Origin of the sequence: Paraburkholderia sp. MM5477-R1 (assembly GCF_050436385.1) — a bacterium.
GTDB lineage: Bacteria > Pseudomonadota > Gammaproteobacteria > Burkholderiales > Burkholderiaceae > Paraburkholderia > Paraburkholderia tuberum.
In genome coordinates this window covers 713,436-739,920 of the sequence record NZ_JBNDMC010000007.1, presented here as the reverse complement: position 1 = coordinate 739,920, position 26,485 = coordinate 713,436, and the positions used below count along the sequence as shown (strand labels likewise).

Annotated in this window: 24 protein-coding genes and 2 tRNA genes; 16 read left to right on the top strand and 10 right to left on the bottom strand. The window is 66.7% G+C overall.

The genetic code is table 11. The annotated features are described in order from the left end of the window. Positions 1 to 10: 10 nt before the first annotated feature. The 5 genes from OKW35_RS32315 to pncB all read right to left on the bottom strand — a co-directional run bounded on the left by OKW35_RS32315 (position 11) and on the right by pncB (position 6,070). Positions 11 to 1,459, bottom strand: a complete 1,449-nt coding sequence (locus tag OKW35_RS32315; protein ID WP_429554201.1) for a DNA recombination protein RmuC — start codon at positions 1,457 to 1,459, stop codon at positions 11 to 13. Then, positions 1,456 to 2,445 carry a 2-hydroxyacid dehydrogenase gene (locus OKW35_RS32310; RefSeq protein ID WP_090801203.1) on the bottom strand — a complete coding sequence of 330 codons (990 nt, stop codon included), beginning with the start codon at positions 2,443 to 2,445 and terminating at the stop codon, positions 1,456 to 1,458. Before OKW35_RS32310 ends, OKW35_RS32315 begins: the two co-directional genes overlap by 4 nt. Positions 2,446 to 2,493: 48 nt before the next feature. Beyond that, positions 2,494 to 3,933 (bottom strand): sodium:proton antiporter, encoded by a 1,440-nt coding sequence (locus OKW35_RS32305; RefSeq protein WP_429554200.1) that lies wholly within the window; start codon positions 3,931 to 3,933, stop codon positions 2,494 to 2,496. A gap of 91 nt (positions 3,934 to 4,024) precedes the next feature. Further along, positions 4,025 to 4,687: a LutC/YkgG family protein gene (locus OKW35_RS32300; RefSeq protein WP_018421304.1), complete on the bottom strand. Its 663-nt coding sequence runs from the start codon at positions 4,685 to 4,687 to the stop codon at positions 4,025 to 4,027. 186 nt (positions 4,688 to 4,873) lie between these two features. After that, positions 4,874 to 6,070, bottom strand: a complete 1,197-nt coding sequence (pncB, locus tag OKW35_RS32295; RefSeq protein ID WP_184061391.1) for a nicotinate phosphoribosyltransferase — start codon at positions 6,068 to 6,070, stop codon at positions 4,874 to 4,876. Positions 6,071 to 6,360: 290 nt separating this feature from the next. Here pncB and fdxA point away from each other — a divergent pair, with 290 nt between their 5' ends. From fdxA to OKW35_RS32255, 8 genes are all read left to right on the top strand, one after another. Continuing rightward, positions 6,361 to 6,684 carry a ferredoxin FdxA gene (gene fdxA / locus OKW35_RS32290; RefSeq protein WP_429554199.1) on the top strand — a complete coding sequence of 108 codons (324 nt, stop codon included), beginning with the start codon at positions 6,361 to 6,363 and terminating at the stop codon, positions 6,682 to 6,684. A gap of 119 nt (positions 6,685 to 6,803) precedes the next feature. Further along, a tRNA-Asn gene (locus OKW35_RS32285) sits at positions 6,804 to 6,879 on the top strand. A 62-nt stretch (positions 6,880 to 6,941) separates the two neighbouring features. After that, positions 6,942 to 7,017: transfer RNA gene (locus OKW35_RS32280), tRNA-Asn, on the top strand. A gap of 159 nt (positions 7,018 to 7,176) precedes the next feature. Further along, entirely contained in the window at positions 7,177 to 7,653 is a 477-nt protein-coding gene (locus tag OKW35_RS32275) for a CreA family protein (RefSeq protein ID WP_184061390.1), read from the top strand. A gap of 120 nt (positions 7,654 to 7,773) precedes the next feature. Beyond that, a complete protein-coding gene (locus OKW35_RS32270) occupies positions 7,774 to 8,616 on the top strand; it encodes an AraC family transcriptional regulator (protein WP_429554198.1) in 843 nt (280 codons plus the stop codon). A gap of 177 nt (positions 8,617 to 8,793) precedes the next feature. Next, positions 8,794 to 9,555, top strand: coding sequence for an AzlC family ABC transporter permease (locus OKW35_RS32265; protein WP_429554197.1), 762 nt, complete (start codon positions 8,794 to 8,796; stop codon positions 9,553 to 9,555). Further along, on the top strand, positions 9,552 to 9,875 hold the full coding sequence (locus OKW35_RS32260; RefSeq protein ID WP_184061387.1) for an AzlD domain-containing protein: 324 nt from the start codon (positions 9,552 to 9,554) through the stop codon (positions 9,873 to 9,875). Before OKW35_RS32265 ends, OKW35_RS32260 begins: the two co-directional genes overlap by 4 nt. Positions 9,876 to 10,210: 335 nt before the next feature. Further along, positions 10,211 to 10,978 (top strand): DUF4088 family protein, encoded by a 768-nt coding sequence (locus tag OKW35_RS32255; protein ID WP_184061386.1) that lies wholly within the window; start codon positions 10,211 to 10,213, stop codon positions 10,976 to 10,978. Between the two features lie 89 nt (positions 10,979 to 11,067). Here OKW35_RS32255 and OKW35_RS32250 read toward each other — a convergent pair whose 3' ends face one another. After that, positions 11,068 to 13,263 (bottom strand): ATP-dependent helicase, encoded by a 2,196-nt coding sequence (locus tag OKW35_RS32250; RefSeq protein ID WP_429554196.1) that lies wholly within the window; start codon positions 13,261 to 13,263, stop codon positions 11,068 to 11,070. Here OKW35_RS32250 and OKW35_RS32245 point away from each other — a divergent pair. Then, positions 13,227 to 13,451: a hypothetical protein gene (locus OKW35_RS32245; protein WP_167368583.1), complete on the top strand. Its 225-nt coding sequence runs from the start codon at positions 13,227 to 13,229 to the stop codon at positions 13,449 to 13,451. The genes OKW35_RS32250 and OKW35_RS32245 overlap by 37 nt on opposite strands. Before the next feature lie 53 nt (positions 13,452 to 13,504). Here the strand turns inward: OKW35_RS32245 and OKW35_RS32240 are convergent, their stop codons facing one another. Next, entirely contained in the window at positions 13,505 to 14,023 is a 519-nt protein-coding gene (locus OKW35_RS32240; RefSeq protein ID WP_429554195.1) for a hypothetical protein, read from the bottom strand. Positions 14,024 to 14,362: 339 nt separating this feature from the next. Between OKW35_RS32240 and OKW35_RS32235 the strand changes: the two genes are divergently transcribed. The 5 genes from OKW35_RS32235 (at position 14,363) to fumC (ending at position 20,871) form a co-directional block, all read left to right on the top strand. Next, positions 14,363 to 14,581 carry an RNA-binding S4 domain-containing protein gene (locus tag OKW35_RS32235; protein ID WP_187627958.1) on the top strand — a complete coding sequence of 73 codons (219 nt, stop codon included), beginning with the start codon at positions 14,363 to 14,365 and terminating at the stop codon, positions 14,579 to 14,581. A 306-nt stretch (positions 14,582 to 14,887) separates the two neighbouring features. Then, positions 14,888 to 16,303 carry an MATE family efflux transporter gene (locus OKW35_RS32230; RefSeq protein WP_184061383.1) on the top strand — a complete coding sequence of 472 codons (1,416 nt, stop codon included), beginning with the start codon at positions 14,888 to 14,890 and terminating at the stop codon, positions 16,301 to 16,303. Positions 16,304 to 16,645: 342 nt separating this feature from the next. After that, positions 16,646 to 17,605 carry a ketopantoate/pantoate/pantothenate transporter PanS gene (gene panS / locus OKW35_RS32225; protein WP_429554194.1) on the top strand — a complete coding sequence of 320 codons (960 nt, stop codon included), beginning with the start codon at positions 16,646 to 16,648 and terminating at the stop codon, positions 17,603 to 17,605. Positions 17,606 to 17,733: 128 nt separating this feature from the next. After that, positions 17,734 to 19,458, top strand: a complete 1,725-nt coding sequence (locus OKW35_RS32220; protein WP_429554193.1) for a phospholipase D family protein — start codon at positions 17,734 to 17,736, stop codon at positions 19,456 to 19,458. A 15-nt stretch (positions 19,459 to 19,473) separates the two neighbouring features. Next, positions 19,474 to 20,871 carry a class II fumarate hydratase gene (fumC, locus tag OKW35_RS32215; protein WP_429554192.1) on the top strand — a complete coding sequence of 466 codons (1,398 nt, stop codon included), beginning with the start codon at positions 19,474 to 19,476 and terminating at the stop codon, positions 20,869 to 20,871. Positions 20,872 to 20,881: 10 nt separating this feature from the next. Here the strand turns inward: fumC and OKW35_RS32210 are convergent, their stop codons facing one another. Both OKW35_RS32210 and OKW35_RS32205 read right to left on the bottom strand, forming a co-directional pair. Continuing rightward, the gene (locus OKW35_RS32210; RefSeq protein WP_176105428.1) at positions 20,882 to 21,388 is read right to left on the bottom strand and encodes an acyl-CoA thioesterase; all 507 of its coding nucleotides are present in this window, start codon (positions 21,386 to 21,388) and stop codon (positions 20,882 to 20,884) included. A gap of 126 nt (positions 21,389 to 21,514) precedes the next feature. Continuing rightward, positions 21,515 to 21,655: a hypothetical protein gene (locus tag OKW35_RS32205; protein ID WP_167368602.1), complete on the bottom strand. Its 141-nt coding sequence runs from the start codon at positions 21,653 to 21,655 to the stop codon at positions 21,515 to 21,517. 210 nt (positions 21,656 to 21,865) lie between these two features. On the opposite strand from OKW35_RS32205, the gene OKW35_RS32200 reads away from it, so the two are divergent. Beyond that, the gene (locus OKW35_RS32200) at positions 21,866 to 22,579 is read left to right on the top strand and encodes an ArsR/SmtB family transcription factor (RefSeq protein ID WP_184061380.1); all 714 of its coding nucleotides are present in this window, start codon (positions 21,866 to 21,868) and stop codon (positions 22,577 to 22,579) included. A gap of 149 nt (positions 22,580 to 22,728) precedes the next feature. Beyond that, a complete protein-coding gene (locus tag OKW35_RS32195) occupies positions 22,729 to 25,269 on the top strand; it encodes a DUF6600 domain-containing protein (protein WP_429554191.1) in 2,541 nt (846 codons plus the stop codon). Between the two features lie 112 nt (positions 25,270 to 25,381). Here OKW35_RS32195 and OKW35_RS32190 read toward each other — a convergent pair whose 3' ends face one another. Beyond that, positions 25,382 to 26,353: a thymidylate synthase gene (locus OKW35_RS32190; protein WP_429335097.1), complete on the bottom strand. Its 972-nt coding sequence runs from the start codon at positions 26,351 to 26,353 to the stop codon at positions 25,382 to 25,384. Between the last annotated feature and the right edge of the window lie 132 nt (positions 26,354 to 26,485).

Sequence of the window (26,485 nt, the reverse complement as noted above, 5' to 3'; positions counted from 1 at the left end):
GCCTCGCCCCTCATTGCTCATCAGGCTCCACACCCGACAGCGCATCGCCGAGCAACCCGCTCGCCTCGTCGCCCGGTAACGCCTCGACGTCGCGCAGCTTGCGGTTCATCATGCGCGTGCGCGTTTCCGCGGCCTCGATCGAACGCGTGACGGTTTCGAGCTGCGCCTTGGTCTTCGCGAGCACGTCGCCGAATTTGCCGAACTCCGTCTTCACCGCGCCGAGTACCTGCCACACCTCGCTCGAACGCTTTTCGATCGCGAGCGTGCGGAAACCCATCTGCAGACTATTGAGCAACGCGGTCAGCGTGGTCGGCCCCGCAATCGTCACGCGATAGTCCCGCTGCAGCAGATCCGTGAGCCCCGGTCGGCGCAGCACTTCCGCGTACAGGCCTTCGGTCGGCAGGAACAGCAGCGCGAAGTCGGTCGTATGCGGCGGCGCCACGTACTTCTCCGCGATCGTGCGCGCCTCCGCGCGAATTCGCACTTCGAGCGCGCGCGATGCTTCCTCGACCGCGACCGGATCGGCGCGCTCCTGCGCTTCGATCAGCCGCTCGTAGTCCTCGCGCGGGAATTTGGCGTCGATCGGCAGCCATACCGGCGTATTCGCGCCGCCGGGCTCCTGCCGCCCCGGCAGACGAATCGCGAACTCCACGCGATCGGCGCTTTTCGGCACCGTCGCGACGTTCTTCGCGTATTGATCGGCGGTCAGCAATTGTTCGAGCAAGGCTTCGAGCTGCACTTCGCCCCACGTGCCGCGCGTCTTCACGTTGGTCAGCACGCGCTTCAGATCGCCGACGCCGGCCGCCAGCGTCTGCATTTCACCGAGACCGCGATGCACCTGTTCGAGCCGGTCGGACACGAGCTTGAACGACTCGCCGAGACGCTGCTCAAGCGTTGCGTGCAGTTTTTCGTCCACGGTGCGGCGCATTTCCTCGAGCCGCGTCGCGTTGTTCGCCTCGATGTCCTTCAGACGCTGCTCGATCGTCGCGCGCACTTCGGCGAAGCGCCGGTCGTTCGCCTCGGTTAGTTGCCCGAGTTGCAGGCTCAGCGTGTCGCCGAACTGCTTCAGCGAGCGGCCCTGCTCGTCGCGCGCCTGCTGCGCCTGTGCCTGCAGGCTGTGACGCACGGCGTCGAGCTGTTGCGCGAAGCCGTCGATCTTGCCGCCCTGCACCGTCGTCATGCTGCTGAACTGCGCGGCGAGCGTCTGCTGAAAATGCGCGAAGCCGCCGCTTTGCTCGGTGCGCGACACGCGCGCGGTCTCGGCGATGTCGTTGCGCAGTTGCCGCTCGAGCCGCTCGGCGGTATGCGCCTGCGCGTCGACGACGGCATCGACGCGTTCGTTCAGCATCTCGAACTGTTCGCGCTGCTCCGTGCGGTCGTGACCGCGTAGCAGCAAGGCCAGTGCGATCACGAGGGCAACCGCCAGCACCGCGACGGCCGCCACCAGAATCATTGTCATGAACGCGCCTTGCCGATCACGTCGGGGTTGATCGGATTCGGCGGCTGACCGGCGCGCGGTCCTGCGCCGAGGCCGGCGATCAGGTTGTCCGCGGCGAGATTCGCCATGGCGCGGCGCGTGGTTTCGGTCGCGCTCGCGATGTGCGGCGTCAGCACGACGTTCGGCACGTTCAGCAGCGCCGGGTGCAGTTGCGGCTCGCCTTCGAACACGTCCAGACCGGCCGCCGCGATGCGCCTGTCACGCAGCGCATCGGCCAACGCCGCATCGTCGACGATGCCGCCGCGCGCGATGTTGGTGAGCGTCGCGCTCGGCTTCATCAGCGCCAGTTCGGCCGCGCCGATCGTGTGGTGGTTGCCTTTGTTGTACGGCAGCACCAGCACGACGTGGTCGGCGCGCCGCAGCAGATCCTCTTTCGACACGTACTCCGCGTTCAGCTCGGCCTCGATTTGCGGCGCGACGCGCGAGCGATTGTGATAGATGACCCGCATGTTGAAACCCTGCGCGCGCCGCGCGAGCGCCTGGCCGATGCGGCCCATGCCGATCACGCCGAGCGTCGAACCGTATAGGTCGCTGCCGAGGAAGCCGTCGTAGCTCCACTTCTGCCAATGTCCGGCGCGCAGCCAGTGCTCCGATTCGGCGATGCGGCGCGCGGCGGCCATCATCAGCGCCCAGCCGAAATCGGCGGTCGATTCGTTCAGCACGTCCGGCGTGTTGGTGCCGAGTACGTTCGCCGCGTTGAACGCGGCCATGTCGAAGTTGTTGTAGCCGACCGCCATGTTCGACACGACGCGCAGACGCGGCGCCGCGGCGAGCACGCCCGCGTCGATCATCTCGCCGGCCGTCAGCGCGCCGTCCTTGTCCGCGAGACGGCGCTTCAGTTCGTCGGCGGGCAACACGTCGCCCTCGTTCCAGTCGACGTCGAAGTACTGCTTGAGCCGGTCGATCACGTCGGGAAAGATCGAACGGGCAACGAGGATTTTCTGCAATGCAAGTCTCCGTATCGCACGTCGAGGGATTGTCTCGGCGTTGCAGAGTCAGCGTTCAAAAAAGAGCCAGCCGGTCAGCGCGAACAACGGCAGCAGCACCGCGCCGGACCAGCCCAGATACGCAAAAAAGCTCGGCATGCGCACGCCGCGCGATTGCGCGATCGCCTTCACCATGAAGTTCGGCGCGTTGCCGATGTAGGTGTTCGCGCCCATGAACACGGCGCCGGCCGAAATCGCCGCGAGCGTGGTCGCGCCGGTGGTCATCAAGGTCTGCGCATCGCCGCCGGCCAGGTTGAAGAACACGAGGTAGGTCGGCGCGTTGTCGAGAAACGAAGATAGCAGGCCGGTCGCCCAGAAGTACATGATGTCGCGCGGCTCGCCTGACGGATCATTGACCAGATGGACGATGCCCGCGAACGCGCCGGCTTCTCCCGCGCGCAGGATCATGATGACCGGCACGATCGTCACGAAGATGCCGGCGAACAGTTTGGCGACTTCCTCGATCGGCGCCCAGTTGAAGTCGTTGCCCGCGCGGGCCGCGCGCGGTGTCCACGCGAGCGATAGCAGCGTGACCACGATCAGCGCGGCGTCGCGCACGATGTTTTGCAACGCGACGTGCGTGCCGAGCACGTCGAATGTGATTTGCGGGCGCCACAGTCCGCTCATCAGCACGAACGCGATCACCGCGGCGAGCAGCACGAAATTGATCTTGCCGTCGATGCCGAGCGGCGCGCCGTCGGGCGTCGGATCGAGGAAAGCCGAACGCACCTCCTCGCGCTTGTGAAAGTAGTACGAGTCGAGCGCATAGAACGCGGCGAGCAGCATGCCGCTCACGAACAGCATCGGCCGCGCGAGATGCGTGGTGGTCCAGAAAAAGCTCACGCCTTCGAGAAAACCGAGGAACAGCGGCGGGTCGCCGAGCGGCGACAGCGCGCCACCGACGTTCGCGACGAGGAAGATGAAGAACACGACCACGTGGGTCACGTGGCGGCGATTGTCGTTTGCGCGCAGCAACGGGCGGATCAGCAGCATCGCCGCGCCGGTCGTACCCATCACGCTCGCGAGCAAGGTGCCGAGCGCGAGAATCGCGGTGTTCAGACGCGGTGTGCCATGCAGGTTGCCGCGCACGCAGATGCCGCCCGCGACGGTATAGAGCGCGGTCAGCAGGATGATGAACGGGATGTACTCGTCGAGCATGGCATGCGCGAGCGCGCCGAGCGCCGCGCTCGCGCCGAAGCTCACGGCAAGCGGCACGATGAACGCGAGCGCCCACGCCGCGGCGATCTTGCCGAAGTGGTGATGCCAGAGGGCTGGCGCGATCAGCGGAAGGATCGCGATCGACAGCAGCACACCCGCGAAGGGCAAGCCCCACAACGCCGACAAGCGCGCGCCGTCGAGGAGCGTCTCAGCCTGCACGGACGGCGAGCACAGCGCAAGCATCGACGCAACGGCGAGCCACCGGCCCGCGCGGCCGGCCTGCGAATTCATGCCGACACAGGCCGCGCGACGGCTTGCAACCGCACGCACGACAGATAACGCGTGTGTCGCGTATGCGCTGGCACGCCGCCGCGCGACGCGTTCAAGCATCCTGCACGACGATCGCATGCACCCGGTAGGGGCCGTGCGCGCCCAGCACGATGGTCTGCTCGATGTCGCCGGTGCGCGATGGTCCCGACACGAAATTGACCGCGCGCGGCAGCTCGCCGCGTTCCTTGCGGATCAGGTCGAACGCCTCTTCATGACCCGCGACGATCCGCGAGCCCGGCACGATCGCGATGTGCGTCTCCGGCAGCAGCCCGGCCGACGCATACGTCTCGGGACCGGACAGCAACACGAGCGTGCCGGTCTCCGCGGTCGCGCAGAAACAGCCGGTGAGACCGACCACGTCATTGTCTTGCGGTTTGCGAAATTCGACGGCGAGGCCGGCTGCGGCCCACGGCAGATCGCGCAGCGTTTGCCACGCGATGGCCTGCAACGGCAAACCGTGTTGCGTCAGATAGCGATGCGCGGCGGCGGGTACATCGGCGAAGGTCTGAACGGTGTCGACAGTACTCGCCATTTTCTGCGCTTCCTCGATGAAGCGCGCGCGCAGATCGGTGGGCATGTCCGGACGCGGGCCGGCCGGATGACGCGCGAGATAGTCCGCCGCGGCTTCGCGCTCGGCGGCGCTCGGTTCGGGCTCGCGCCCTTGCGCGGCGCGGATGCGCGCCAGGATGTTGCGGCGGGCAATCGATGTGTCCATGGGCGAAATCCTCGTGTCGACGGCCGTGCGATATGGCGAGGATTATACCGGCCGCGCTCCGCGCGAACACCCTGGCCGAACGGCATATTGCCGCCAGTCGACAGCGCGGCGACACTGTTCGCCGTGCCCCCGAACGCGAGCAGATCATGGTCAGGCGATGAACCGAAAAGCAGTCCGCAAAGCGCGCTACCTGGCCGCCTCTTCTTCCGGCTGCGCGATGCCGAACACCTGGCGCAGATACGCGAGATACGCCTTGTCCTCGCACATGTTCTTGCCCGGCGAGTCCGACAATTTCGCGACCGGCTGACCGTTGCAACGAACCATCTTGATCACGATCTGCAGCGGGTTGTAGCCGAGGTCGTTGGTCAGATTGGTGCCCACGCCGAACGCGAGCTTGCAGCGGCCGCGGAAGCGCTCGTATAGCTGCAGCACCTTCGGGATGTCGAGCGCGTCGGAGAACACGAGGACCTTGGTGCGCGGGTCGCAACGATTCGCCTCGTAGTGTTTGAGCAGGCGCTCGCCCCAGTCGAATGGGTCGCCGGAATCGTGGCGAGCACCGTCGAACAGCTTGCAGAAGTACATGTCGAAGTCGCGCAGGAACGCCTGCATGCCGTACACGTCGGAGAGCGCGATCCCGAGGTCGCCGCGATATTCCTTCGCCCACATCTCGAAGCCGAAGATCTGCGAGTCGCGCAGCCGCGGACCGAGCGCCTGGCAAGCCTGCAGGTACTCGTGCGCCATCGTGCCGAGCGGTGTCAGGCTGTGCTTCATCGCGTAGAAGACGTTGCTCGTGCCGGCGAACTGCTCGCCGAGACCGTCCTTGAGCGTGAGGATCACTTCCTCGTGCCACTGCTTCGAGAAGCGGCGGCGCGTGCCATAATCGGCGATCTTGCAGTCGGCGAACTCCGGACGAGCGCCGAGCAGTTGAATCTTGTCGAGCAGACGGCCACGGCCTACGTGATAGTCGGGCGTTTGCTGGGTGTTGCGGAAATAGACTTCGTTGACGATCGCGAGCACCGGAATTTCGAAGAGGATCGTATGCAGCCACGGCCCCTTGATGTCGATGTCGATTTCGCCATTGCCCTTCGGCGACGGCGTGATCGAAATGTACTTCTCGTTCAGATGGAACAACGCGAGGAACTCGATGAAGTCGCCCTTGATGAAGCGCATGCGGCGCAGGTAGTCGAGTTCGTCGTCGGCGAAACGCAGTTCGCAGAGCTTGCGCACTTCGTCGCGAATCTCGTCGACGTACGGCACCAGATCGACGTTCGGCGTGCGGCAGCGGAAGCGGTACTCCACGTTGGCGGCGGGGAAGTGATGCAACACCACCTGCATCATCGTGAACTTGTACAGATCGGTATCGAGCAGCGAAGTAATAATCATGATGGTACGAACTGGACCGCTGAAAAACGAAAAGGGCTCACTGCACCCTTGCAACGGACGCGCTGAGCCGAGCGGCGCGCCAACCTGATGCATGTTACCCGAATGCGTCCGCATCCAGCGTGCCACCGGGCCTTCGCCGCCATTGCGCGGCCGCTCGCGGCACCCCATAAACTAATCACAAAAACATATAAGACGCACGGCCCGATGCTTTATGCGCCTGTTGACGTTACGTTACAATAGTGTTTTTGGCGTCCGCGCCCTCCCCGATTCCGCATGCAGGAGCTGCCTGAATGACTCACGTTGTGACCGAAAGCTGCATCAAGTGCCGCTATACCGACTGCGTCGATGTGTGCCCGGTGGACTGCTTTCGCGAAGGTCCCAACTTCCTCGCGATCGACCCCGATGAATGCATCGACTGCGCCGTGTGCGTGGCCGAGTGCCCGGTGAACGCCATCTATGCCGAAGAAGACGTGCCGGGAGACCAGCAGGACTTCATCGCGCTGAACGCCGACCTGGCGAAAGCGTGGCCGAGCATCACGAAGACCAAGGCACCGCTGCCGGAAGCCGAGGAATTCAAGGATGTGAAGGAAAAGCTCGCGCTGCTCTCGCGCTGAGCGCGAGCCGCCTGTCACCTGCCTTGGCCGTTCAGATTCAGTATCAGGATGAACGCCGAGGTATTGACAGACGTTTCAGCTGCCTCTAAAATTTCGTTTCTCTGCTGTTGTTGTTCTGTTCCTCGATAGCTCAGTCGGTAGAGCGCCGGACTGTTAATCCGTAGGTCCCTGGTTCGAGCCCAGGTCGAGGAGCCAAGAATTGCAAAAGCCCGTTAATCAGACGGGTTTTTTTTATGTAGATCAAGTTGTACTGCTGTTCCTCGATAGCTCAGTCGGTAGAGCGCCGGACTGTTAATCCGTAGGTCCCTGGTTCGAGCCCAGGTCGAGGAGCCAAAAATTTTGAAAGGCCCGCATCCATGCGGGCCTTTTTGTTTTTGTGCCACGACGGACAGCCTCACGCGCGCCGCGCGCCGTTATACGATGGCGCCTTCACGGCGCACGTTTCGCCCCGCTCTGGCGCCGGCCCACTCCAGACACTCAACCGGCACGCTCATGAAATCCACCTCGCTACGCATCGCGCTCGCGGCCGCCGGCGCCCTGCTGCTTTCTTCGGCGCGCGGCGAAGAAATCGCCAGCGTCAATACGAATTTTCACGTTACCGGCTCCGACCGCGTGGTCGTGGAGGCCTATGACGATCCCATCGTGCAAGGCGTCACCTGCTACGTGTCGCGGGCGCGGACGGGCGGCGTCAAAGGCACGCTCGGCATCGCCGAAGATCCGACCGAGGCGTCGATCGCGTGCCGCCAGATCGGGGAGTTGCATTTCACCGGCCCCGTCAAGCAGAAGGACGACGTGTTCTCGGTCAGCATGTCGCTGATCTTCAAGTCGCTGCACGTGGTGCGCGTGGTCGACACGAAGCGCAACGCCCTGGTCTATCTGACCTACAGCGACCGCGTCGTCAGCGGCAGCGCGAAAAACAGCGTGAGCGCCGTGCCGATGCCCACTGGCACGACGATTCCGGTCAAGTAAGGCAAGTCAGGACAAGTACCGGCAATTGACGGCACCCGCGGCACGCGGCGCGGCGCTGCACACCCGCCGCCGTCCCCGACAACGACGCGTTAAACTGACCGGTCCAGCCAGACTTTCGTCATGACCGCCACCCCTCGTTTCCGCGATTCCGCCCGCTACTGGCGCACGCCGCTACTGCCCGGCGCGGATCTGCTCACCGCCGAATATCACGATCACGAGTTCGCGCCGCATTGGCACGACGCCTACACGATCCCGGTGATCGTCGCGGGTGCGGAATGCTATCGGTATAGCGGCGAGCACCATGTCGCCGAAGCGGGCAGCGTGCCGGTCATCAATCCGGGCGAGTTGCATACGGGGTCGAAGGCGGTCGAGGCGGGCTGGCGGTATCGCGTGATGTATGCGCCGGTCGGGTTCCTCTGCGCGCTGGCCGACGAAGTCGCCGGCAAGCCGCAGGCCTTACCGTGGTTCGCGCCCGGCGTGATCCGCGATTCCGATCTCGCGACGCGGCTCGCGCACGCCCACCGTCTGCTCGAAGCCGGCGACGACGCGCTCGCCGCCGAAACCGCGATGCTCGACGCGCTGTCCACGTTGCTGGTCCGCTATGCGCGGACGCGCCCCGCCACCGCTCGCGTCGCCACCGACGACACTCGCGTCGCACTGATGCAGGAGCGTCTGACCGGCGACCTCGTCGAACCGGTGACGCTCGCCGAGGTCGCGAAGGCAGCGGGTCTGTCGCCGTTCCACGCGGCGCGGCTATTCACCCAATCGACCGGCCTGCCGCCCCACGCGTGGCGCAATCAGGTGCGCCTGCAGCGCGCGCTCGCGCCGTTGCGCGCCGGCGTCCCGGTGACCGACGTCGCCGCCGCGAGCGGCTTCACCGATCAGAGTCATTTCACGCGGCATTTCCGGCGCATGTTCGGCGTGCCGCCGGGCCAATGGCAAGGAACGCAGCGCGGTTCGTAACGCGATGTGGCACCGCCGGCGCCTGCACCGCGCGCCGCGAGCGTGCCGCCGCAATCCGTCAGCCCGACATCAGACATCCCCCGCTACACCGTAGCACCCCATCCGCAACCCGCCGCAAGAACGTACAAGTCCGAACGCCGGTCAGCCGCTATGCTTCCGACATCAAGGAGGCTTAGATTGACCGATTCCACCCAAGGCCAGCCCACCCGGGGCGGCCATCTCAAAGAATTCGCCGCCGGCGCGCGCGACATCATCCCGATGATGGTCGGCGCGGCGCCGTTCGGCGTCATTTTCGGCACGCTCGTGACCTCCAGCCCGCTGCATCTGTGGCACGGCCAGTTGATGTCGCTCGTCGTTTTCGCGGGCTCCGCGCAGTTCATCGCGCTCGGCCTGATCGCCGGGCATGCGAGCTTCGCCGTGATCTGGGCGACCACGCTCGTCGTCAATCTGCGTCACGTGCTGTATAGCGCGACGCTCGCACCGCACGTCGCGCATCTGCCGAAGCGCTGGCGTTGGGCGCTCGGCGCGCTGCTCACCGACGAAGTCTTCGCGGTCGCGTGGGAGCACTACCGGCATCGCGAGCCGGGCACGGTCGGCCCGTACTACTTCTTCGGCGCCGGCGTCGCGATGTATCTGAACTGGCAGCTATGGACCGTCGCCGGCCTGCTGTTCGGCGCGGCCTTCCCCGGCCTGCAGTCGCTCGGTCTCGACTTTGCGATGGTGGCGACGTTCATTGCGATCGTCGTGCCGCAACTGGTCGCGCTGCGCTATATCGCGGCGGCCGTCACCGCCGGCACGCTGGCGTTTTTCTGGGAGGCATGGCCGTATAAGCTCGGCCTGCTCGGCGCGGTGTTCCCGGGAGTCGCGGTCGGCGTGCTGCTGTCGATGTCGCGTCTGAACCTGCGTGGCGCGCGCCGTCCCGCGGAGGCCACGCGATGAACTACGTCGTTCTGATCGTCGGCATGGCCGCGATTACGTGGTTGATCCGCGCGGCCGTGTTCGTGCTCGGCGACCGGCTCGTGTTCCCGCCGCTTCTGCGCGCCGCGCTTAGCTTCGTGCCGGTCACCGTGCTGACCGCGATCATCGTCCCGATGGCCGTGTCACCGCACGGAAATAACGCCGAGCTGAGCTGGCGCAATCCGCAGCTGGTCGGCGCGCTCGCCGCGATCGTCGTTAGCGCGCTGACGCGCCGGCCGCTGCTGACGATCGCAGTCGGCTTAGGCGTGTTCTTCGTCTGGCAGTGCGTGGTGCTGAAGTAAGCGCGCCCTGTCTCTACGCTCATCGACTCATCAGCGGTCCCGTCGACACCTCGCCGCGTCGCGGGCCGCGCACTCCCGTTCAAGCGACTCCCAAGCGGGCCATTGCCCGAAGCTTCCCTCCGAAGCGCCCGCGCGTCGCCGGGCCGCCCTCAAGTTTCCCGCCACCCCGCCGATATGCAGTCGAGGTCCGCTCATCGGGAGTCGTCCCGCTGGTTACGCGGCAACAGGCTGGAATCAAGCGCGTCGGCGACCGGCGTCGCATCGCCTCGGTCCGCGCGCGGCCGGGCGATCTTGCGACGGCGCGCCGCGCGCGGCCGCATTAAACGGGATAACACATGGGTCAAATCACCCTGAAGCTCAAGGACGAGACCGTCGCGTCGCTGCGCAAGGACTTCGAGGCCTTTTTACGGGTCTCGCTGAAGCTCGATCCGCAGTTCGCGACGCCGTCGTTCGAGGATTTCTTACGCGCCAAGCTGCTCGACAACATGGTGCCGCTCACCGAGCACGCGGTACAGCGGATGCTGCAAGGCGGCCAGTACGCGTGGGCCAAACGCACGCTCGACAAGGAATTCCCGGACGTCGTGTCGATCCTGATGCGGCAGGCGGGCGAGTTCGGGTTCGGTTTCGCGGCGCGCTCGGAATGGACGCCCGAGGAACTCACCAAGCAATGCCGCGACTGGGCCGCCGCAATCGTCAAGGAAGCGGAAGGCGACGCGACGCTGGTCGACCCCCTCGCCTCGCAGATCAAGAGCACGGTGCAGGACATTCAGGCGCTCGAGGAAGTGATGCAGACGCCGGCATGGCGGCTCGTCGAATCGCTGCGCCAGCGCGTCTACGAGGCGAAGGTCGCGTGCGAGATGAGCGTGGGCAGCACCGCGCGCGAGAAGCTCGGCGAACTGCGTGGGCTGTTGCGGCTAGGCATTTCGCACGGCACGTTCCAGAAGCAGGAAGCGCAGCAGATCATGGAGTATCTGCGGCTCTTGAAGCCGGAGATTTTCGTCGAGGAGCCGTACGACGTGTTCTCGCGGCTCGCGGCATGGCTGCGCAATTTCTTCGTGCCGGCGCCTCCGGTCGCGCAGCAACAGCAGCGGCAGTCGCGCTGAGCTTCCACTGACCCGCGCGGCGCACGTCCCTTCGTCGGATAAATGCGCCCCCTGCCCGCGCGTCGATCCCAACGCGCGGTGCTAGCCGCTCAATCCCACATCTTCCTGAGCTTCGCCGCGATCTCGATCTTCGCCTGCGCGGCCGCGGCGAGCCCTGCCGCGCTCGGCGCGCTCGCCACCGCAATGCGCGGCCACGCATAGGCGTCGAACAGCGGCAGCATCGGCGTGGCGATGAAGCGCGTGCGCGACGCCCACACATGGCGGTCGCCCAGATGCGTCTGGTTGTGCACGTAAAAGCGCTGCGGCACGACGATGTGCAGGTCTTCCTTCGCGCGCGTCATCGCCACGTAAAGCAGGCGCCTCTCCTCGTCGATTTCCTCGTCGCTGCCGGTGCCGAGATCGGACGGAATACAGCCGTCGACGCCGTTCAGCACGAACACGTTGCGCCACTCCTGACCCTTCGCCGAATGGATCGTCGACAGGATCAGGTAGTCCTCGTCGATCAGCGGCACGCCGGATTCGTCGCTGGTCGCGTCGGGCGGATCGAGCGTCAATTCGGTCAGGAAGCGTTCACGCGACGGATACGTACCCGCGATGCTTTCCATTTGCAGCAGGTCCGCGTGACGGATCGCGGCGTCCTCGTGATTACGCTCCAGATGCGGCTCGTACCAGCGCCGCACCATCTCGAACTCGGCGGGCCACGGCGTTTGCCGGCCGTACACGCTCGACATCAGCTTGACGAACGGATGCCAGTCTTCCTGCGTGCGCGCGGGCGCCGCAAACGCGGCCAGCACGCCGCCCGCAGTCGCGACCGGATCGCCGCCGTCCGCGCGCGCGACGATGTCGTCGAGCACCTTCGCCGCAGTGGCCGGGCCGACGCCCGGCAGCAGCTGCACGACGCGAAAGCCGGCGACGCGATCGCGCGGATTCTCGGCCCAGCGCAGCACCGCGAGCACGTCCTTCACATGCACCGAGTCGAGAAATTTGAGCCCGCCGAACTTGACGAATGGAATGTTGCGGCGCGTGAGCTCGATCTCGAGCGCGGCGCTGTGATGCGCGGCGCGAAACAATACCGCCTGCGACTTCAGCTTCACGCCCTGCTCGCGCGCTTCGAGCACCTGCTCGACGACGTAGCGAGCTTGCGCGGCATCGTCGGCGACCGTGACGAGGCGCGGGCGCTGCGCCGACGCCTTGTCGGTCCACAGATTCTTGGTGTAGCGCTCGCTCGCGAGTTCGATCACCGCGTTCGACGCGGCGAGAATCGGCTCGGTCGAGCGATAGTTGCGCTCGAGCGTGACCTGCCTGGCGGGCGGCTCGAACTGCGTGGGAAAGTCGAGGATATTGCGCACCGTCGCGCCGCGAAACGAATAGATCGACTGCGCGTCGTCGCCGACCACGGTCAGGCCTCGGCCGTCCGGCTTCATCGCGAGCAGGATCGACGCCTGCAGGCGGTTGGTGTCCTGGTATTCGTCGACCAGAACATGATCGAAACGCGCCGACAGATCGGCCGCGATGCTGGGCTCGGCGGCCATGTGCGACCAGTAGAGCAGCAGATCGTCGTAGTCGAGCACGCTCTGCTTCTGTTTGGCGTCGACGTATGCGGCGAACAGCCGGCGCAGATCGTCCTCCCACTCGCGACACCACGGAAACGCGCGGTCCAATACCTGGCCGAGCGATGCGCCGGTGTTGACGACACGCGAGTAGATCGCGAAGCAGGTGCCCTTCGCCGGAAAGCGCCGCTCCTTCGCGGACAGTCCAAGCTCGTGGCGCACCAGGTTCATCAGGTCGGCGGAGTCTTCGCGGTCGTTGATCGTGAACGCGGGCGCGAGGCCGATCAGATCCGCGTATTCGCGCAACAGCCGCGCGCCGACACTATGGAAGGTACCCGCCCACGTGAGCCCTTGCGCGAGCGCGGCGCGTGGGCCGACGGTAGTGGCCGCAGCGCCCGCGATGCGGGTCACGCGGCGAATCATTTCGAGCGCCGCGCGGCGCGAGAAGGTCAACAGCAGGATGCGCTGCGGATCGGCGCCCTTCACCACCAGATTGGCGACGCGGTGCGCGAGCGTGTTGGTCTTGCCGGAGCCGGCGCCCGCGATCACGAGCAGCGCGCCGGGCAGCGCGTCTGGCGTGTCGGTCCCGTATTCGACGGCTTCGCGTTGGGCGTCGTTGAGCTTCGCTAGCCAGGCGGCGGTATCGAACGACGGAGCGGATTCGGCGACGGTGGACACTGATCGGTTTCGCGGGTTGGATGGATTTTCAGGATGCGACGCAGACTGTATATCCATACAACCTCATGCGACAAGCGCCCCTTTTTTCGGGCGCCTATCCGCCGGTCTACGCCGCGCACTACTGTTTCTTCGCGTCCTTCAGGTTGGCAGCAGCGCTGGCCTTGTCGGCGTCGGCCTGCGCGTCGACTGTGGTCTTGTCCGCTTTCGCCTGGGCGAGCGCGGCTTTCTTGTCGGCCTTCGCCTGACGCCCGCGGCGCGCGAGCCTCGCAGACCCGCGCGCCGCGGCATCCAGCAGGGCTTAGTGCTTGACGTCCGCGCCGTCGCCCTGCGCGGCAGCCTGCCCTTCCATGTTCATCTTCATTTCGTTATTGGCGGTCTGTTTGTCCGCCTTCTGGTTCAGCTTCGCGCCGCGTACCTGCTCCTTGTACTGGTCCTTCGCGGCCTTCTGCTCCGCCTTCAATTCCGCTTTCGAGGACTTCCTGGCCGCGCGATACTCGGCGTTGGCCTTCGCGTCGGCGTCGCGCTTCTGCACGAGCGGGTCGGTGGAGCCCGAAGCCGTCAACCGAGCCGGCGGCGGCGCCTCGACGCCTTGCGCGGCGGGTGCGCCCGGGACTTGCTGCATGCCCTGCGTCGAAGGCGGCACCTGCATGCGCTGGGCGCCAGCCGCGGACGGCGGCGCCATGCCGGCGGCGCCCTGGTTCTGGATCTGCGCCTGAGCGCCGATGCCTGCTGCCGGCTGCGTGGTCTGCGCAACGGCCGCCGTCGCGGCAAAAGCAGTGAGGGCGGTACCGATCAGGAGCGAACGAATCTGGGTCATGGCTATCCTCTCTGGATGGAGTTGTTGTGACACGGGCGGACTCTCTGGCGTCGTGATGACGGGACGTCGCGCGCGCCTCGTCCGGTCTGTGCGTCGCTGGATGGGCGGCCGGGGAGCGATCCCGGAAGCCAGCGGGCTTTGCTGCTGAACTGCACTCTATGAGTGAAATCCGTCCGGCGCGACCAGCGTTACGGAACGTTTCACTTTCCGACAACTGAATAACATCTACTTTCATTTGCTTGCGCGAAGGGCTCGCCGGATGGCCGCGCCGCCGCTCCGGGTGCGCTTGCCTTATGATGCGAACCCCAACGCGACCCCGTGCCCAAAGGTGCAAACGCCATGCCCAACCTCAATTTCACGCTGACCGGCGAATACGTCGAACTCCACAATCTGCTGAAGATCACGGGCCTCGCGGATAGTGGCGGCTCCGCGAAAATGATGGTTGCCGACGGCGCCGTGATGGTCGACGGCCGGGTCGAGACGCGTAAGACCTGCAAGATCCGCGCGGGCCAGGTCGTGCTGCTCGGCGATACGCGGATCGCGATCCACGAAGGCTGACGGCAGTCCGGAAAATCGCAGGACGGCACGCACCAGAATTGTGCGTCGTCCATCGACAGCGGCCGGGGGAGGCAATAAGCTGTCGGTTTCGACAGGTAAACGACGGACCGCGCGACGGACCGCGCCACGGGCGAGGAGTCGGCTGACCGGCTCGGCGCCGCGTCGCGGTTTTTTCCCGCCCGCTGCCCGGCCGCTCCAACGCCCGTCGGCGCGCGCGGCGAGATGCAATGCGGCGCCGCTTGCGCCCGCCTTTCGCTGTTGCCACCGCTGTTGCCACCGCTGCCACTTTTCGCCGTCAGGCATTCGATGACTCAACCCAGCTTCGCTCGCGTGGCCAGCCGGCCGCCGACCCTATCCCGCCACGCGGCCGACACCGCGCGGCTCGCCGCGCCGCTCGCGATCGCGCAACTGTCGCAAATGGCGATGAGCGTCACCGACACGATCCTGCTCGGCTCGCTCGGCCCCGATGCGCTCGCCGCCGGCGGCCTCGGCGCGAACCTCTTTTTCGTCGTCGTCACGCTGCTGCAGGGCGTGCTGACCTCGGTCAGCGTCAGCGTCGCGCACGCGCGCGGCGCGCGGGACGACGGCCGGGTACCGCATATTTACTGGACCGGTTTCGTGCTGTCGGTGCTGCTGTCGGTGCCGGCGTTCATCCTGCTGTCGTTCGCGTCGAGGATCCTGCTCGCGGTCGGCGAGCCGGGCCTGCTCGCGCACAACGTCGGCCGATACGCGGCGGTGTTGCGCTGGGGCGCACCCGCGAGCCTGATCGGCGTCGGCCTGATGCGCTCGTTTCTGCCGGCGATCGGCGCGGCACGGCGCCTGTTGTGGGTGTCGATCGCGAGCGTCGGCGTGAACGGCTTCCTGAACTACGGGCTCATCCACGGCGCGTACGGGCTGCCGCGGCTGGGTTTTCTCGGCTCGGCGGCCGCGACCACGATCACCGTGTGGCTGACCGCGCTCGTGCTGATGGCGCTGCTGCATCTGCGGCCGCGCTTCCGCCATTTCGTCGTCGCGACGCGGCCGAAGCTGCCGTTGATGGGCGAATTGTTCGGCATCGGCTGGCCGGTCGCGATCACCTACGGCGTCGAGTCGACGCTGTTCCTCGCCACTGGCCTGATGGTCGGCCTGCTCGGCGAATCGCAACTGGCCGCGCATCAGATCGCGCTGAACGTCGCGTCGGTCGCGTTCATGGTGCCGCTGTCGATCGGCCAGGCGGCCAACGTGCGGGTCGGCTACTGGGCCGGCGCCGGTCAGCCGCTCGCCGCGCGCCACGCGGGCTTCGTCGCGCTCGCACTCGGCGTCGGCTTCATGTCGATGTCGGGCCTCGTGCTGATCACCGCGCCGCACTGGATCGTCGGTCTGTATCTGCATCTGGACGACCCGGCCAACGCGCCGACCATCGCGCTCGCCAGTTCGCTGCTCGGCGTGGCGGCGATTTTCCAGATCGTCGACGGGATGCAGGCGGTGGGCTCCGGTTGTCTGCGCGGCCTGAAGGACACGCGCGTGCCGATGATCGCGGCCGCGTTCGGCTACTGGGTGATCGGTTTTCCGACCGGCTATCTGCTCGCGTTTCACGCCGGCCTCGGCGCGCGCGGCTTGTGGTGGGGGCTCGCCGCAGGTCTCGCGAGCGTCGCGCTGCTGATGACGCTGCGTTTTCACAGGCTGAGCCGGCGGCAGGCGCCGACGGCGGCATCGGCCACGCCGCCCGCGCGCTCGGTTTGAGCGAAGTAGCGGCAAGCCCCACTCCTGAAGCACTCCCTGTAAAAGGTAAAATGGCCGCCGCGGCACGCGAGCGCTAACCCGCGCTCACGCGCCACGAACCGCACGACGGCGCGCCTCACGAAGGCAGGCGCCGGACTGGCGCCGCTCGCGCGCTCACCATTGCCCGCTTCGCGTGCGGCTTCAATTGGCCGCCCGTTTTTGCCGCGCTTTCGACATGGCGCTTGCCGTAGCCGCTTCACCCGCTTTGGCGCGGCAAACGCCGCAACGCCAGCCGTCAGCCGACACCCGGCCGCGCCGCAGCCCCACTTTCCCGCGATACAACATAACCAAGGACCACCCGCCATGCTTGCCCGCGTCACCCGCCTGTTCCCGCTCTGGGCCGTGCTCGTCTCGGTCGCCGCGTACTTCTCGCCGGCCTCGTTTTCCGGCGTTGCGCCGCACGTCACCACGCTCCTCACGATCATCATGCTGGCGATGGGCGTCACGCTGTCGGCCGGCGATTTCCTGCGCGTGTTTTCGCGGCCCGCGCCGGTGATCGCCGGCATCGTGCTGCACTACCTCGTGATGCCGCTCGCCGCGTGGGTCATCGCCCGGGCGCTGCGCATGCCGCCCGAGCTGACCGCCGGCATGGTGCTGGTCGGCAGCGTCGCGAGCGGCACCGCGTCGAACGTGATGATTTATCTCGCGCGCGGCGACGTCGCGCTGTCGGTGACGATCAGCGCGCTGTCGACGCTCGTCGGCGTGTTCGCGACCCCGCTGCTCACGCGCCTTTACGTCGACGCGTCGATCGTCGTCGACGTGCACGGCATGCTGATGAGTATCCTGCAGATAGTCGCGCTGCCGATCGTCGTCGGTCTCGTCGTCAATCATCTGTTCGGCAAGATCGTGCGCAAGATCGAACCGATCCTGCCGCTCGTGTCGATGGTCGCGATCGTGCTGATCATCGGCGCGGTGGTGGGCGGCACGCAGAAGAGCATCGCGTCGGTGGGCCTCGTCGTGATGGTCGGCGTCATCCTGCACAACGGCATCGGCCTGCTCGGCGGCTACTGGGGCGGCCGTCTGCTCGGTTTCGACGAAGCCGTCTGCCGTACGCTCGCGATCGAAGTGGGCATGCAGAACTCCGGTCTCGCCGCGACGCTCGGCAAGCTCTACTTCACGCCGCTCGCCGCGCTGCCGGGCGCGCTGTTCTCGGTCTGGCACAACCTGTCGGGCTCGCTGCTCGCGGGAGTGTGGGCGGGTCGCCCGGCGAAAGGCTCGACCCATCCCGATGGCGAGCGCGCGCTGCGCGCCGGGCGCGTCTGATAGAGCGTCGGCGCGCCGCGGTTCGCATCAGGTGATGGATCACCGAACCGCGGCGCGCTCCCGACCGACGCGCGGCACGCTGCTGCGTTTGCGGACGAACGACGAACACGCGCCCCAATTCCCTTAGAATGGTTTTCTCGACAGCGTGCGCAGGCCTTCGCTGTCGCCACGCGAAAAGCTTGCAAAACAAGGGGGAAAACAGCGTGCAGGGCCAATTCGAACAACATCGGCGAGCCGCGCGCCGCCATTCGATAGTCAGCACGACGAGGCAATTTTTCCTGCTCTGCTGTGCGGCGGCATTTGTGACCGCCTGCGCGACGAAGCCGCCCGCCACCGCGTTCGACCGCCAGCTCACGCACGCACTCCCCGCCACCGCGGATACGCCGCTGCGCGAAGCGCTCGCGCCGTTCGAGGCGAAGCATCCGGAGCAGTCGGGCTTTCGCGTGCTGGCGAGCGGCACCGACGCGCTGCAGATGCGCATCGCGCTCGCGCGCGCGGCGACCAGAACCCTCGACATGCAGTACTACATTGCCAACGAGGACACCACCGGCAAGCTGCTGCTCGGCGCCGCGCTGTATGCGGCCGATCACGGCGTGCGCGTGCGCATGCTGGTCGACGATCTGAACTTCAAGGACATCGACCGCATCATGGCGGGGCTGAACTCGCACGACAACATCGAGATTCGCGTCTTCAATCCGTTCGGCAGCGCCCAGCAGGGCATGTTCGAGCGCACCACGAACGTATTCACGCAGATCGGCCACTTCACGCGCCGCATGCACAACAAGGCGATGATCGCGGACAACCAGGTCGCGATCGTCGGCGGGCGCAATCTTGGCGACGAGTACTTCAGCGCCAGCGAAACGCTGCAGTTCCGCGACATGGACGTGCTCGCGGCGGGCCCGATCGTCGCCGACGTCTCAGCGAGTTTCGACGACTACTGGAACAGCGACCTCGCCTATCCGCTGCGTGCGCTGAACAAGCAGAAATTCGACCAGAAAGAACTCGACCAGACGCGCGACGACCTGCGCCACCACTGGCGCACCCATGCCGATCCGTACAACGCGAAACCGCTGAACGCGACGCCGCTCGCCGCGCAGATTACGAGCGAGCAGCTCGGCCTCACGTGGGCGGGTGCGGAATTCAGGGCGGACCTGCCGGAGAAGATCGCGCATCCGTCGCCGGACTACGTGAGCCCGCCGCTCGCGCGGCTGCGCGAACTGATGCGCGACGCGCAGCACGACTTCCTGATCGTGTCGCCCTACTTCGTGCCGCACGCGTCGGGCGTGCAGGCGGCCGGCGAGCTCACGCGCCGCGGCATCCGCATCGCAGTGCTGACCAACTCGCTCGCGGCTACCGACGCGGTCGCCGTGCAGGCCGGCTACAGCCCGTTCCGGGTGCCGCTGCTAAAGGCAGGCGTCGAACTGTACGAATTCAGGTCATACCAGGACACGCCGAACGTGGGGCTGGTCGGCTCGCGTTCGCGCGCGAGTTTGCATGCGAAGACTTATGTGATCGACCACCAGATTCTCGTCATCGGCTCGATGAACCTCGACCCGCGCTCGGCCAATCTGAACACCGAGCTCGCACTCGTGATCCACAGCCCCGAGCTCGCGAATCAGGTCGCCGGCATCTTCGAGCGCGCCATCCAGCCCGATCACAGCTACCACGTGACGCTCGCCGACGCGGCCCAGCTCGCCTATCTGCGCTCGATCGGCGCGCCCCTGTCGCCGCTCGTCTGGACCGACGTCGAGAACGGCCAGACACGCACCTACATTTTCGATCCGCAGGCCGGTTTTTACCGGAATGCGCTAACGGGTCTATTCTCGTTATTGCCTGTCAACTCGGAACTTTGAGAAGCGGAGTCAACCATGACTGAAGACGTACGGATGGAGCGCGACACGTTCGGCGAAATCGCGGTGCCGAACGCCCGCCTGTGGGGTGCGCAGACGCAGCGCTCGCTGCAGAACTTCAAGATTTCGACGGAAAAGCAGTCGCCCGAGCTGATCACCGCGCTCGCGATGATCAAGCGCGCGGCCGCCGAGGTCAACCTCGGCCTCGGTGTGCTCGACGAGCAGAAGGCCCACGCGATCATGCAGGCGGCCGACGAGATCATCGACGGCAAGCATCCGGACGAATTTCCGCTGGCGGTCTGGCAGACCGGCTCGGGCACGCAGACCAACATGAACCTGAACGAGGTGATCGCGAACCGCGCGAGCGAGCTGCTCGGCGGCGAGCGCGGCGAAGCGCGCAAGGTGCATCCGAACGATGACGTGAATCGCGGGCAGTCGTCGAACGACGTGTTTCCGACCGCGATGCACGTGGCTGCCGCGGATGCCATCGTCAAGCATCTGCTGCCCGCGCTGAAGACGTTGCGCGACACGCTCGACGGCAAGGCGAAAGCGTTCACCGACGTCGTCAAGATCGGCCGCACGCACCTGCAGGACGCGACGCCGCTCACGCTCGGCCAGGAATTCTCGGGCTATGTCGCGCAGCTCGAGCACGGCATCCGGCACGTCGAGTCGGCGTTGCCGCATCTGTACGAGCTTGCGCAGGGCGGCACCGCGGTCGGCACGGGACTGAACGCGCACCCGAAGTTCGCCGACGGCGTCGCCGCCGCGATCGGCAAGCTGACCGGTCTGCCGTTCGTGTCGGCGCCGAACAAGTTCGAGGTGATGGCAGCCGCCGACGCGCTGGTATTCGCGCACGGCGCTCTCAAAACGGTGGCCGCGAGCCTGAACAAGATCGCCAACGACATCCGCTGGCTCGCGAGCGGCCCACGCTGCGGTCTCGGCGAGCTGTCGATCCCCGAAAACGAGCCGGGCAGCTCGATCATGCCGGGCAAGGTCAATCCGACCCAGTCCGAAGCGTTGACGATGCTGTGCGCGCAGGTGTTCGGCAACGACGTCGCCGTGAACATCGGCGGCGCGAGCGGCAACTTCGAGCTCAACGTGTTCCGTCCGATGATCGCGCACAACGTGCTGCAGTCGGTGCGCCTGCTCGCCGACGGCGCGCACAGCTTCAACGACAACTGCGCGGCCGGCATCGAGCCGAATCACGAGCGCATCGATACCTTGCTCAACGAATCGCTGATGCTGGTGACGGCGCTCAATCCGCACATCGGCTACGACAAGGCCGCGCAGATCGCGAAGAAGGCGCACAAGGAAGGCACGACGCTGAAGGCGTCGGCGCTGGCGCTCGGCTATGTCACCGAGCAGCAGTTCGACGAGTGGGTGCGACCGAAGGATATGGTCGGACGCACCGCATGATGATGCGCGCTTAGATCTTTCCCTGCGCGACTTCTTCCGGCTTCAGCTCGACGATCGCGTCGAGCGCTTCCTTCACGTCCATCGCGTACCTGGCGAGGCGTTTCTGCTCTTCGGTCTCTGGCAGGAAGGCGGGCACCGGCACCGGATGGCCGTTCTCGTTGACGGCGACCATGACGACGAGACAGTCGGTGGTCTGCAGCAGCTCGCCGCCCTTCGGGTCGCCCGCGTGCACCGACACGTGGATGTGCATGCTGGTGCGGCCCGTCGCGACGACGCGCGCGCGCAGCTCGACCAGATTGCCGACGAGGATCGGCCGACGGAAACGGATATTGCCGACGCTGACCGTCACGCAATAGCGCCCAGACCATACCGCCGCGCATGCGTAGGCGGTTTCGTCGATCCACTTCATCAGCGCGCCGCCATGCACCTTGCCGCCGAAGTTGACCGAGGTCGGCTCGGCGAGAAAGCGGAAGGTGGTTTCCGAACGGTCCAGCGGTGCGGTGGGAACAGTGCTCATCTTGACTCCGGTCAATCGGATGCATTGAAAGGAGGCGATTATACGAGCGCAATATTGCGCGCGGCGCGGCGTCGATTGGGGACGCTGCGCGAAGCGCGCCGATGGGCCGAGGGGCCGAGGGTGGGCCTAGTTGTGGACGCTGATCCCTGTGTCGACGGTGCCGTACATGTTGATGCTGCCGCTGCCGGCCGACCCCGAGCCGGCTCCGCCCCCCGCGCAGGCGCTGGACAGCAGAACCGCCGCGGCGACGGCGAGAAGAGTTTTCATCACATCGATTTCCTGCAAGGACAGGCTTCGATTCTAGCCTGGCGGCTCGCGACGACGCGCAAACGCGGACCGAGCCGGACACGTCCGTCGCATTCATTGTTCACGCGAAGCTGAAACATCGAATACCTGATGCGCGTAGAGTAGGAATCGTGGCGGCGGGCTTTGCGATTGGACCGCGCTGCCCTGTGCCGCCCATTCAGGAGACGTGCCATGACCGCCCCCCTCTTAGACGACCAGAACCACTTCCCCGGCCTGAGCCGCATCGGCGCGCTACTCGCCGATCCCGGCCGCGCCGCGATGCTGTGGGCGCTAATGGACGGCAGCGCCCGCCCAGCCGGCGAACTGACGATGATCGCGGGGCTGTCGCCATCGGCGGCGAGCGCCCATCTCGGACGGCTCACCGACGGCGGGCTGCTCGCGCTCGAAGTGCGCGGCCGGCATCGCTATTTCCGTATCGCGTCGGCGGACATCGCCGCATCGATCGAAGCACTCGCCAACGTCGCGCAGGTCAGCGCGCCACAGCGCTCCGTGCCGCGTCCGGCACGCACCGTGCCACTGGAAATGCGCTATGCGCGCACCTGTTACGACCACATGGCAGGCGAGCTGTCGGTGCGCATGTTCGAGCGCATGCTCGAGCGCGGACTGCTGACGCAAGACGGCGCATCGCTCGAAGCGACCGCGCAGGGCGTCGCCCGCTTCGCCGACTGGGGCATCGATATGGCCGCGCAGAAGACCCGACGGCGGCGCTTCGCTTGCACCTGCCTCGACTGGAGCATGCGCCGGCCGCATCTGGGCGGCGCGCTCGGCGCGGCGTTGCTCGATGCGTGGTCGGCGCATGGCTGGGTCGAGCGGACCGAGCGGCCGCGCGTGCTGCGCGTCACGCCGGCCGGCCATCAACAGTTCGATGCGTTTTTGGCCGGATAGACCGTTCACCTGCCGGCGGCCCGACGTGGCGAGACCTTTTGTTACACGCCAGCGAATCCACCTTACAAATGAGCGAGTCTTGAAACATAGGCGGCGGGTACAGTGAGTGAACGGACCCGGCCCATTGCCACGTCCGTCGGAGATCAGTCATGACACACGCCAAGCAACCCGTGCAGCATGCCGGGATCCGACGCCGGATGAGCGGCTATACGCTGATCGCGGCCGCCGTCGCGCTCGCGGCGCAGAGCGCCCTGGCGCAGCAAGCGACACCCACGCCACAAGCCGCGGCGGCCGTCGGGCCGGGCGGCGATCCGTCGGGCGGCGCTCCGTCGGGGGGCGATCCGCCGGGGCGCGTCGCGCGGCTGAACTACACGGCCGGCGCCGTGACCACCGAGCCGGCCGGCGCGACCGACTGGTCGTACGCGCAGATCAACCGGCCGCTGACGACCGGCGACCAGCTATGGAACGACCAGAACGCACGCTCCGAGCTGCACATCGGCTCGACCGCGGTGCGCCTCGGCCAGAACACGAGCCTCGACGTGCTCAATCTCGACGACACGACCGCGCAACTGAAAGTCGCGCAAGGCACGCTATCGACGCGCGTGCGCGAGCTCGCGCCGGGCTCGTCGTATGAAATCGACACGCCGAACCTTGCGCTCGGCGTAAATGGTCCCGGCGACTACCGCGTCGACGTCGCGCCGGACGGCAGCAGCACGACCGTCACCGTGCGCAGCGGCAGCGCGATCGCGTACGGCGACGGCGGCCAGGTGCCGGTCGCGGCGGGTCAGCAGATCCGCTTTGCCGGCACCAGCCTGCAGCAGCTCGCCGACAACCGCGCGCCCGCTGCCGACGAGCTCGACCAGTGGGCCGCCAGCCGCGACGCCACCGAAGACCGCTCGCTGTCGGCGCGCTACGTGTCGCGCGACATCCCCGGCTACGAGGACCTCGATGCCAACGGCACATGGCGCGAGACGCCGCAGTACGGCGAAGTGTGGGTGCCGAACGCGACGCCGGCCGGCTGGGCGCCGTATCACGACGGCCACTGGGTCTGGCAGGCGCCGTGGGGCTGGACCTGGGTCGACGACCAACCTTGGGGCTTCGCGCCGTACCACTACGGCCGCTGGGCCGAGGTCGACGGCACGTGGGCCTGGGTGCCAGGTCCGCTCGAAGCGGACGCGACGCCGGTCTATGCGCCGGCGCTGGTCGCATTCGTCGGCGACGACGACGGCGGCGTCGACTGGGGTGTGAACCTGGCGGTCGGCGGCGTCGTCGCGGCGGGCGTCGCGTGGTTTCCGCTCGGGCCGGGCGAGCGGTGGCATCCGCATTGGGGCGGTCACGACCGCTGGAGCGCTGGGTACTACGACCGCGTGAACCGCACGACGATCGTCAACGACTACCGCCACCGCCGCAACGTGAACATCCACAACACATACGTGAACTATCGCGTGCCGGGCGGTGTGACAGCCGTGCCGGCGACAGCGTTCGTGCACGGTCAGCCAGTCCGACGCTTTTCGCAGAAGGTCGATCCGGCGCAGTGGCGCAACGCGCGGATCAACCCGGGCGCACCGGGGATCGCGCCGGTGCGCGAAAGCTTCGGGTCGGATCTGCGGCGCGCGAACTACCGGCCACCGGCGAGCGTCGTCGGCCGGCCGGTCGTCGCGACTCGCAATCCCGTCATGCCGGCCGCTTATCACGACGAGCTCGCGCAGCGCTTCGCGCAAAGCGGCGGTCGGGTGCCCGGCGGCGGCCAGCCGGTCGTGCGCACCGCGGTGCCGGCGCATATGACCGGCGCACCGAGCGCGCTGCCGATGGCGAACGTGCGGGTCGTGCAATCGCATGTGCCGGGACGTCCGCCGGGGATGGCCGCGGGTGCGCCTGGCGCGCCTGGCGCAATGGGCGGTAACGGCCCGCATGGCGTCGAGCAGGCTGGCCAGCGGCCCGGCGAAGCCGGCGTCGTGGGGCCGCATGGCGAAGCGCCGCAAGCGCGTCCGGGCATGCCGCCGCAGATGGTCGGCAAGCCGCGTCCGCCGCAGTCTGGCGAGAGCGGGCTCGCGGGCAATATGGGCCATCCGTCGAATGGTGTGCCGCGGCCGCCGCAAGCAGCCGGTGGGAATTCAGCCAACACAGCGGCGTACGCACGGCAGCCCGGCGTGCCGCAGGAATGGGGCGCGGTCGGCAGGTCTCAGCCGGCATGGACGCAGCCGCATACCCCGATGGCGCAGCAGGCACCGCGCATGGCGCAACCGGGCGGCCCGCAACAGCCGAGCTTCGCGCGACAGTCCGGTGCGCCCCACCCGCCGGACAACCCGGCCGCGCAGCAACAGGCGCGTGTGCCAAACTGGCATCCGCCTGTGACGCAACAGGCGCCGCACGCCGTCCCGCCGCAGCAACGGCGTCCCGAACCACAAATGCAGCAGGCGCAACAGCGGCGTGTCGAACCGCGTCCGCAGCCGATGCCGCAAGCCCCTCGGCCCGAACCGCAGTTCCAGCAGGCGCAGCAGCCGCATTTCGAACCGCGTCCGCAGCCGATGCCGCAAGCCCGGCCCGAGCCGCGTCCGCAGATGCAGCAGCCACGCCCCGAACCGCGGCCCCAGCAGGTGCAGCAGCCACGTCCGCAACCCCAGCCGCAACCGCAACATGCCGAGCAGCACCAGGGCGGCGGCAATCGCGACGAGCATCACAAGAGCTAAGCAGGACGCCTGTCGTCCCGGCAACAATAAAGCCCCGCGATGCAAACCATCGCGGGGCTTCTGTTATTCGACGACGACGAGGGCGAGCGCTACCGCCCCGCTCCCACCGACATCAGATCGCCATCGGCGCCGTCAGCGGCTCGTGATGCCGATAGCCGACCAGAGAGAAATCCGCAGGCTCGATCGTCTCGAGCCATTCCGGTTCGTACACGCCGGTCTTCGCGTAGTCGGGCACGCGATCGGAAATCGCGAGCCGCGGACTCCCGTACGGCTCGCGCTCGAGCTGCTGGTGCAGCATATCGAGCTGATTCTCGTAGATGTGCGCATCGCCGATGAAATAGCTGAACCAGCGCGGCGTATAGCCCGTCAGCCGTCCGACCAGATGCAGCAGCGCCGCGCCCTCGGTCAGATTGAAGGGCGTGCCAAGCCCGACGTCGTTGCTGCGGATATACAGGCATAGCGAAATTTCGCGGCGCGTAACGTTCGGCAGAAACTGGTACAGCAGATGGCAAGCCGGTAGAGCGATCTGGTCGAGCACGGCCGGGTTCCAGGCATGGAACAGAATGCGTCGATCGGCGGGGTTCTGCATGATCGTGTCGAGACACTGGCGCAGCTGGTCGATCGCCTTGTAAAGCAGCACCTTCGAGCGGCCTTCTTCGTCGAACTGCGTGATCACGCGAAAACCACGCGCCTGCGCGTCAGCGAGTTGCGCACTTGCGCTGGCGTCGAGCACCTTGTAGGCCGGCCACTTGCGCCATTGCACGCCGTAGACATCACCGAGATCATCCGGGCCCTCGCGATACGGATTGGCGAGCCACTGCGCGTTCTGATTCGCGTTCCCGTCCCACACCTTGCAGCCGAGCTCGCGGAAATCCGCGGCGCTGCGCGAAGCACGCAGAAACCCGACCAGCTCGCCGATCGCCGACTTGAACGCGAGCTTCTTCGTCGTGACCGCTGGAAAGCCTTGTTGCAGATCGAAGCGCAGCATCGCGCCGGGCATGCTGATGGTGCGGATGCCGGTGCGGTTTTCCTGCCACGTGCCGGTGTCGAGAATCGTACGGACGAGGTCCAGGTATTGTTTCATGCAGTTTCCTTCGGCGCGGCGCGAACCCGATCAGGCGCGCACACGGAATTGAGCAAAACCCGATTCTAACAAGCGCGACCGCACGCCGCCGGGGCATGGCGCGCCGCATGGGGAATATCGAGGGAAATATCA

What these genes read in the sequence shown, in the direction of transcription:
- OKW35_RS32275 (WP_184061390.1), top strand. Translation starts at nt 7,177, where the DNA reads ATGAAATCCACCTCGCTACGCATCGCGCTCGCGGCCGCCGGCGCCCTG.
- OKW35_RS32315 (WP_429554201.1), bottom strand. Translation starts at nt 1,459, where the DNA reads ATGACAATGATTCTGGTGGCGGCCGTCGCGGTGCTGGCGGTTGCCCTC.
- OKW35_RS32195 (WP_429554191.1), top strand. Translation starts at nt 22,729, where the DNA reads ATGACACACGCCAAGCAACCCGTGCAGCATGCCGGGATCCGACGCCGG.
- OKW35_RS32210 (WP_176105428.1), bottom strand. Translation starts at nt 21,388, where the DNA reads ATGAGCACTGTTCCCACCGCACCGCTGGACCGTTCGGAAACCACCTTC.
- OKW35_RS32235 (WP_187627958.1), top strand. Translation starts at nt 14,363, where the DNA reads ATGCCCAACCTCAATTTCACGCTGACCGGCGAATACGTCGAACTCCAC.
- OKW35_RS32200 (WP_184061380.1), top strand. Translation starts at nt 21,866, where the DNA reads ATGACCGCCCCCCTCTTAGACGACCAGAACCACTTCCCCGGCCTGAGC.
- OKW35_RS32190 (WP_429335097.1), bottom strand. Translation starts at nt 26,353, where the DNA reads ATGAAACAATACCTGGACCTCGTCCGTACGATTCTCGACACCGGCACG.
- fdxA (WP_429554199.1), top strand. Translation starts at nt 6,361, where the DNA reads ATGACTCACGTTGTGACCGAAAGCTGCATCAAGTGCCGCTATACCGAC.
- OKW35_RS32305 (WP_429554200.1), bottom strand. Translation starts at nt 3,933, where the DNA reads ATGAATTCGCAGGCCGGCCGCGCGGGCCGGTGGCTCGCCGTTGCGTCG.
- pncB (WP_184061391.1), bottom strand. Translation starts at nt 6,070, where the DNA reads ATGATTATTACTTCGCTGCTCGATACCGATCTGTACAAGTTCACGATG.
- OKW35_RS32270 (WP_429554198.1), top strand. Translation starts at nt 7,774, where the DNA reads ATGACCGCCACCCCTCGTTTCCGCGATTCCGCCCGCTACTGGCGCACG.
- OKW35_RS32255 (WP_184061386.1), top strand. Translation starts at nt 10,211, where the DNA reads ATGGGTCAAATCACCCTGAAGCTCAAGGACGAGACCGTCGCGTCGCTG.
- OKW35_RS32240 (WP_429554195.1), bottom strand. Translation starts at nt 14,023, where the DNA reads ATGACCCAGATTCGTTCGCTCCTGATCGGTACCGCCCTCACTGCTTTT.
- OKW35_RS32230 (WP_184061383.1), top strand. Translation starts at nt 14,888, where the DNA reads ATGACTCAACCCAGCTTCGCTCGCGTGGCCAGCCGGCCGCCGACCCTA.
- panS (WP_429554194.1), top strand. Translation starts at nt 16,646, where the DNA reads ATGCTTGCCCGCGTCACCCGCCTGTTCCCGCTCTGGGCCGTGCTCGTC.
- OKW35_RS32245 (WP_167368583.1), top strand. Translation starts at nt 13,227, where the DNA reads ATGGATTTTCAGGATGCGACGCAGACTGTATATCCATACAACCTCATG.
- fumC (WP_429554192.1), top strand. Translation starts at nt 19,474, where the DNA reads ATGACTGAAGACGTACGGATGGAGCGCGACACGTTCGGCGAAATCGCG.
- OKW35_RS32220 (WP_429554193.1), top strand. Translation starts at nt 17,734, where the DNA reads ATGGTTTTCTCGACAGCGTGCGCAGGCCTTCGCTGTCGCCACGCGAAA.
- OKW35_RS32300 (WP_018421304.1), bottom strand. Translation starts at nt 4,687, where the DNA reads ATGGACACATCGATTGCCCGCCGCAACATCCTGGCGCGCATCCGCGCC.
- OKW35_RS32260 (WP_184061387.1), top strand. Translation starts at nt 9,552, where the DNA reads ATGAACTACGTCGTTCTGATCGTCGGCATGGCCGCGATTACGTGGTTG.
- OKW35_RS32250 (WP_429554196.1), bottom strand. Translation starts at nt 13,263, where the DNA reads ATGGATATACAGTCTGCGTCGCATCCTGAAAATCCATCCAACCCGCGA.
- OKW35_RS32205 (WP_167368602.1), bottom strand. Translation starts at nt 21,655, where the DNA reads ATGAAAACTCTTCTCGCCGTCGCCGCGGCGGTTCTGCTGTCCAGCGCC.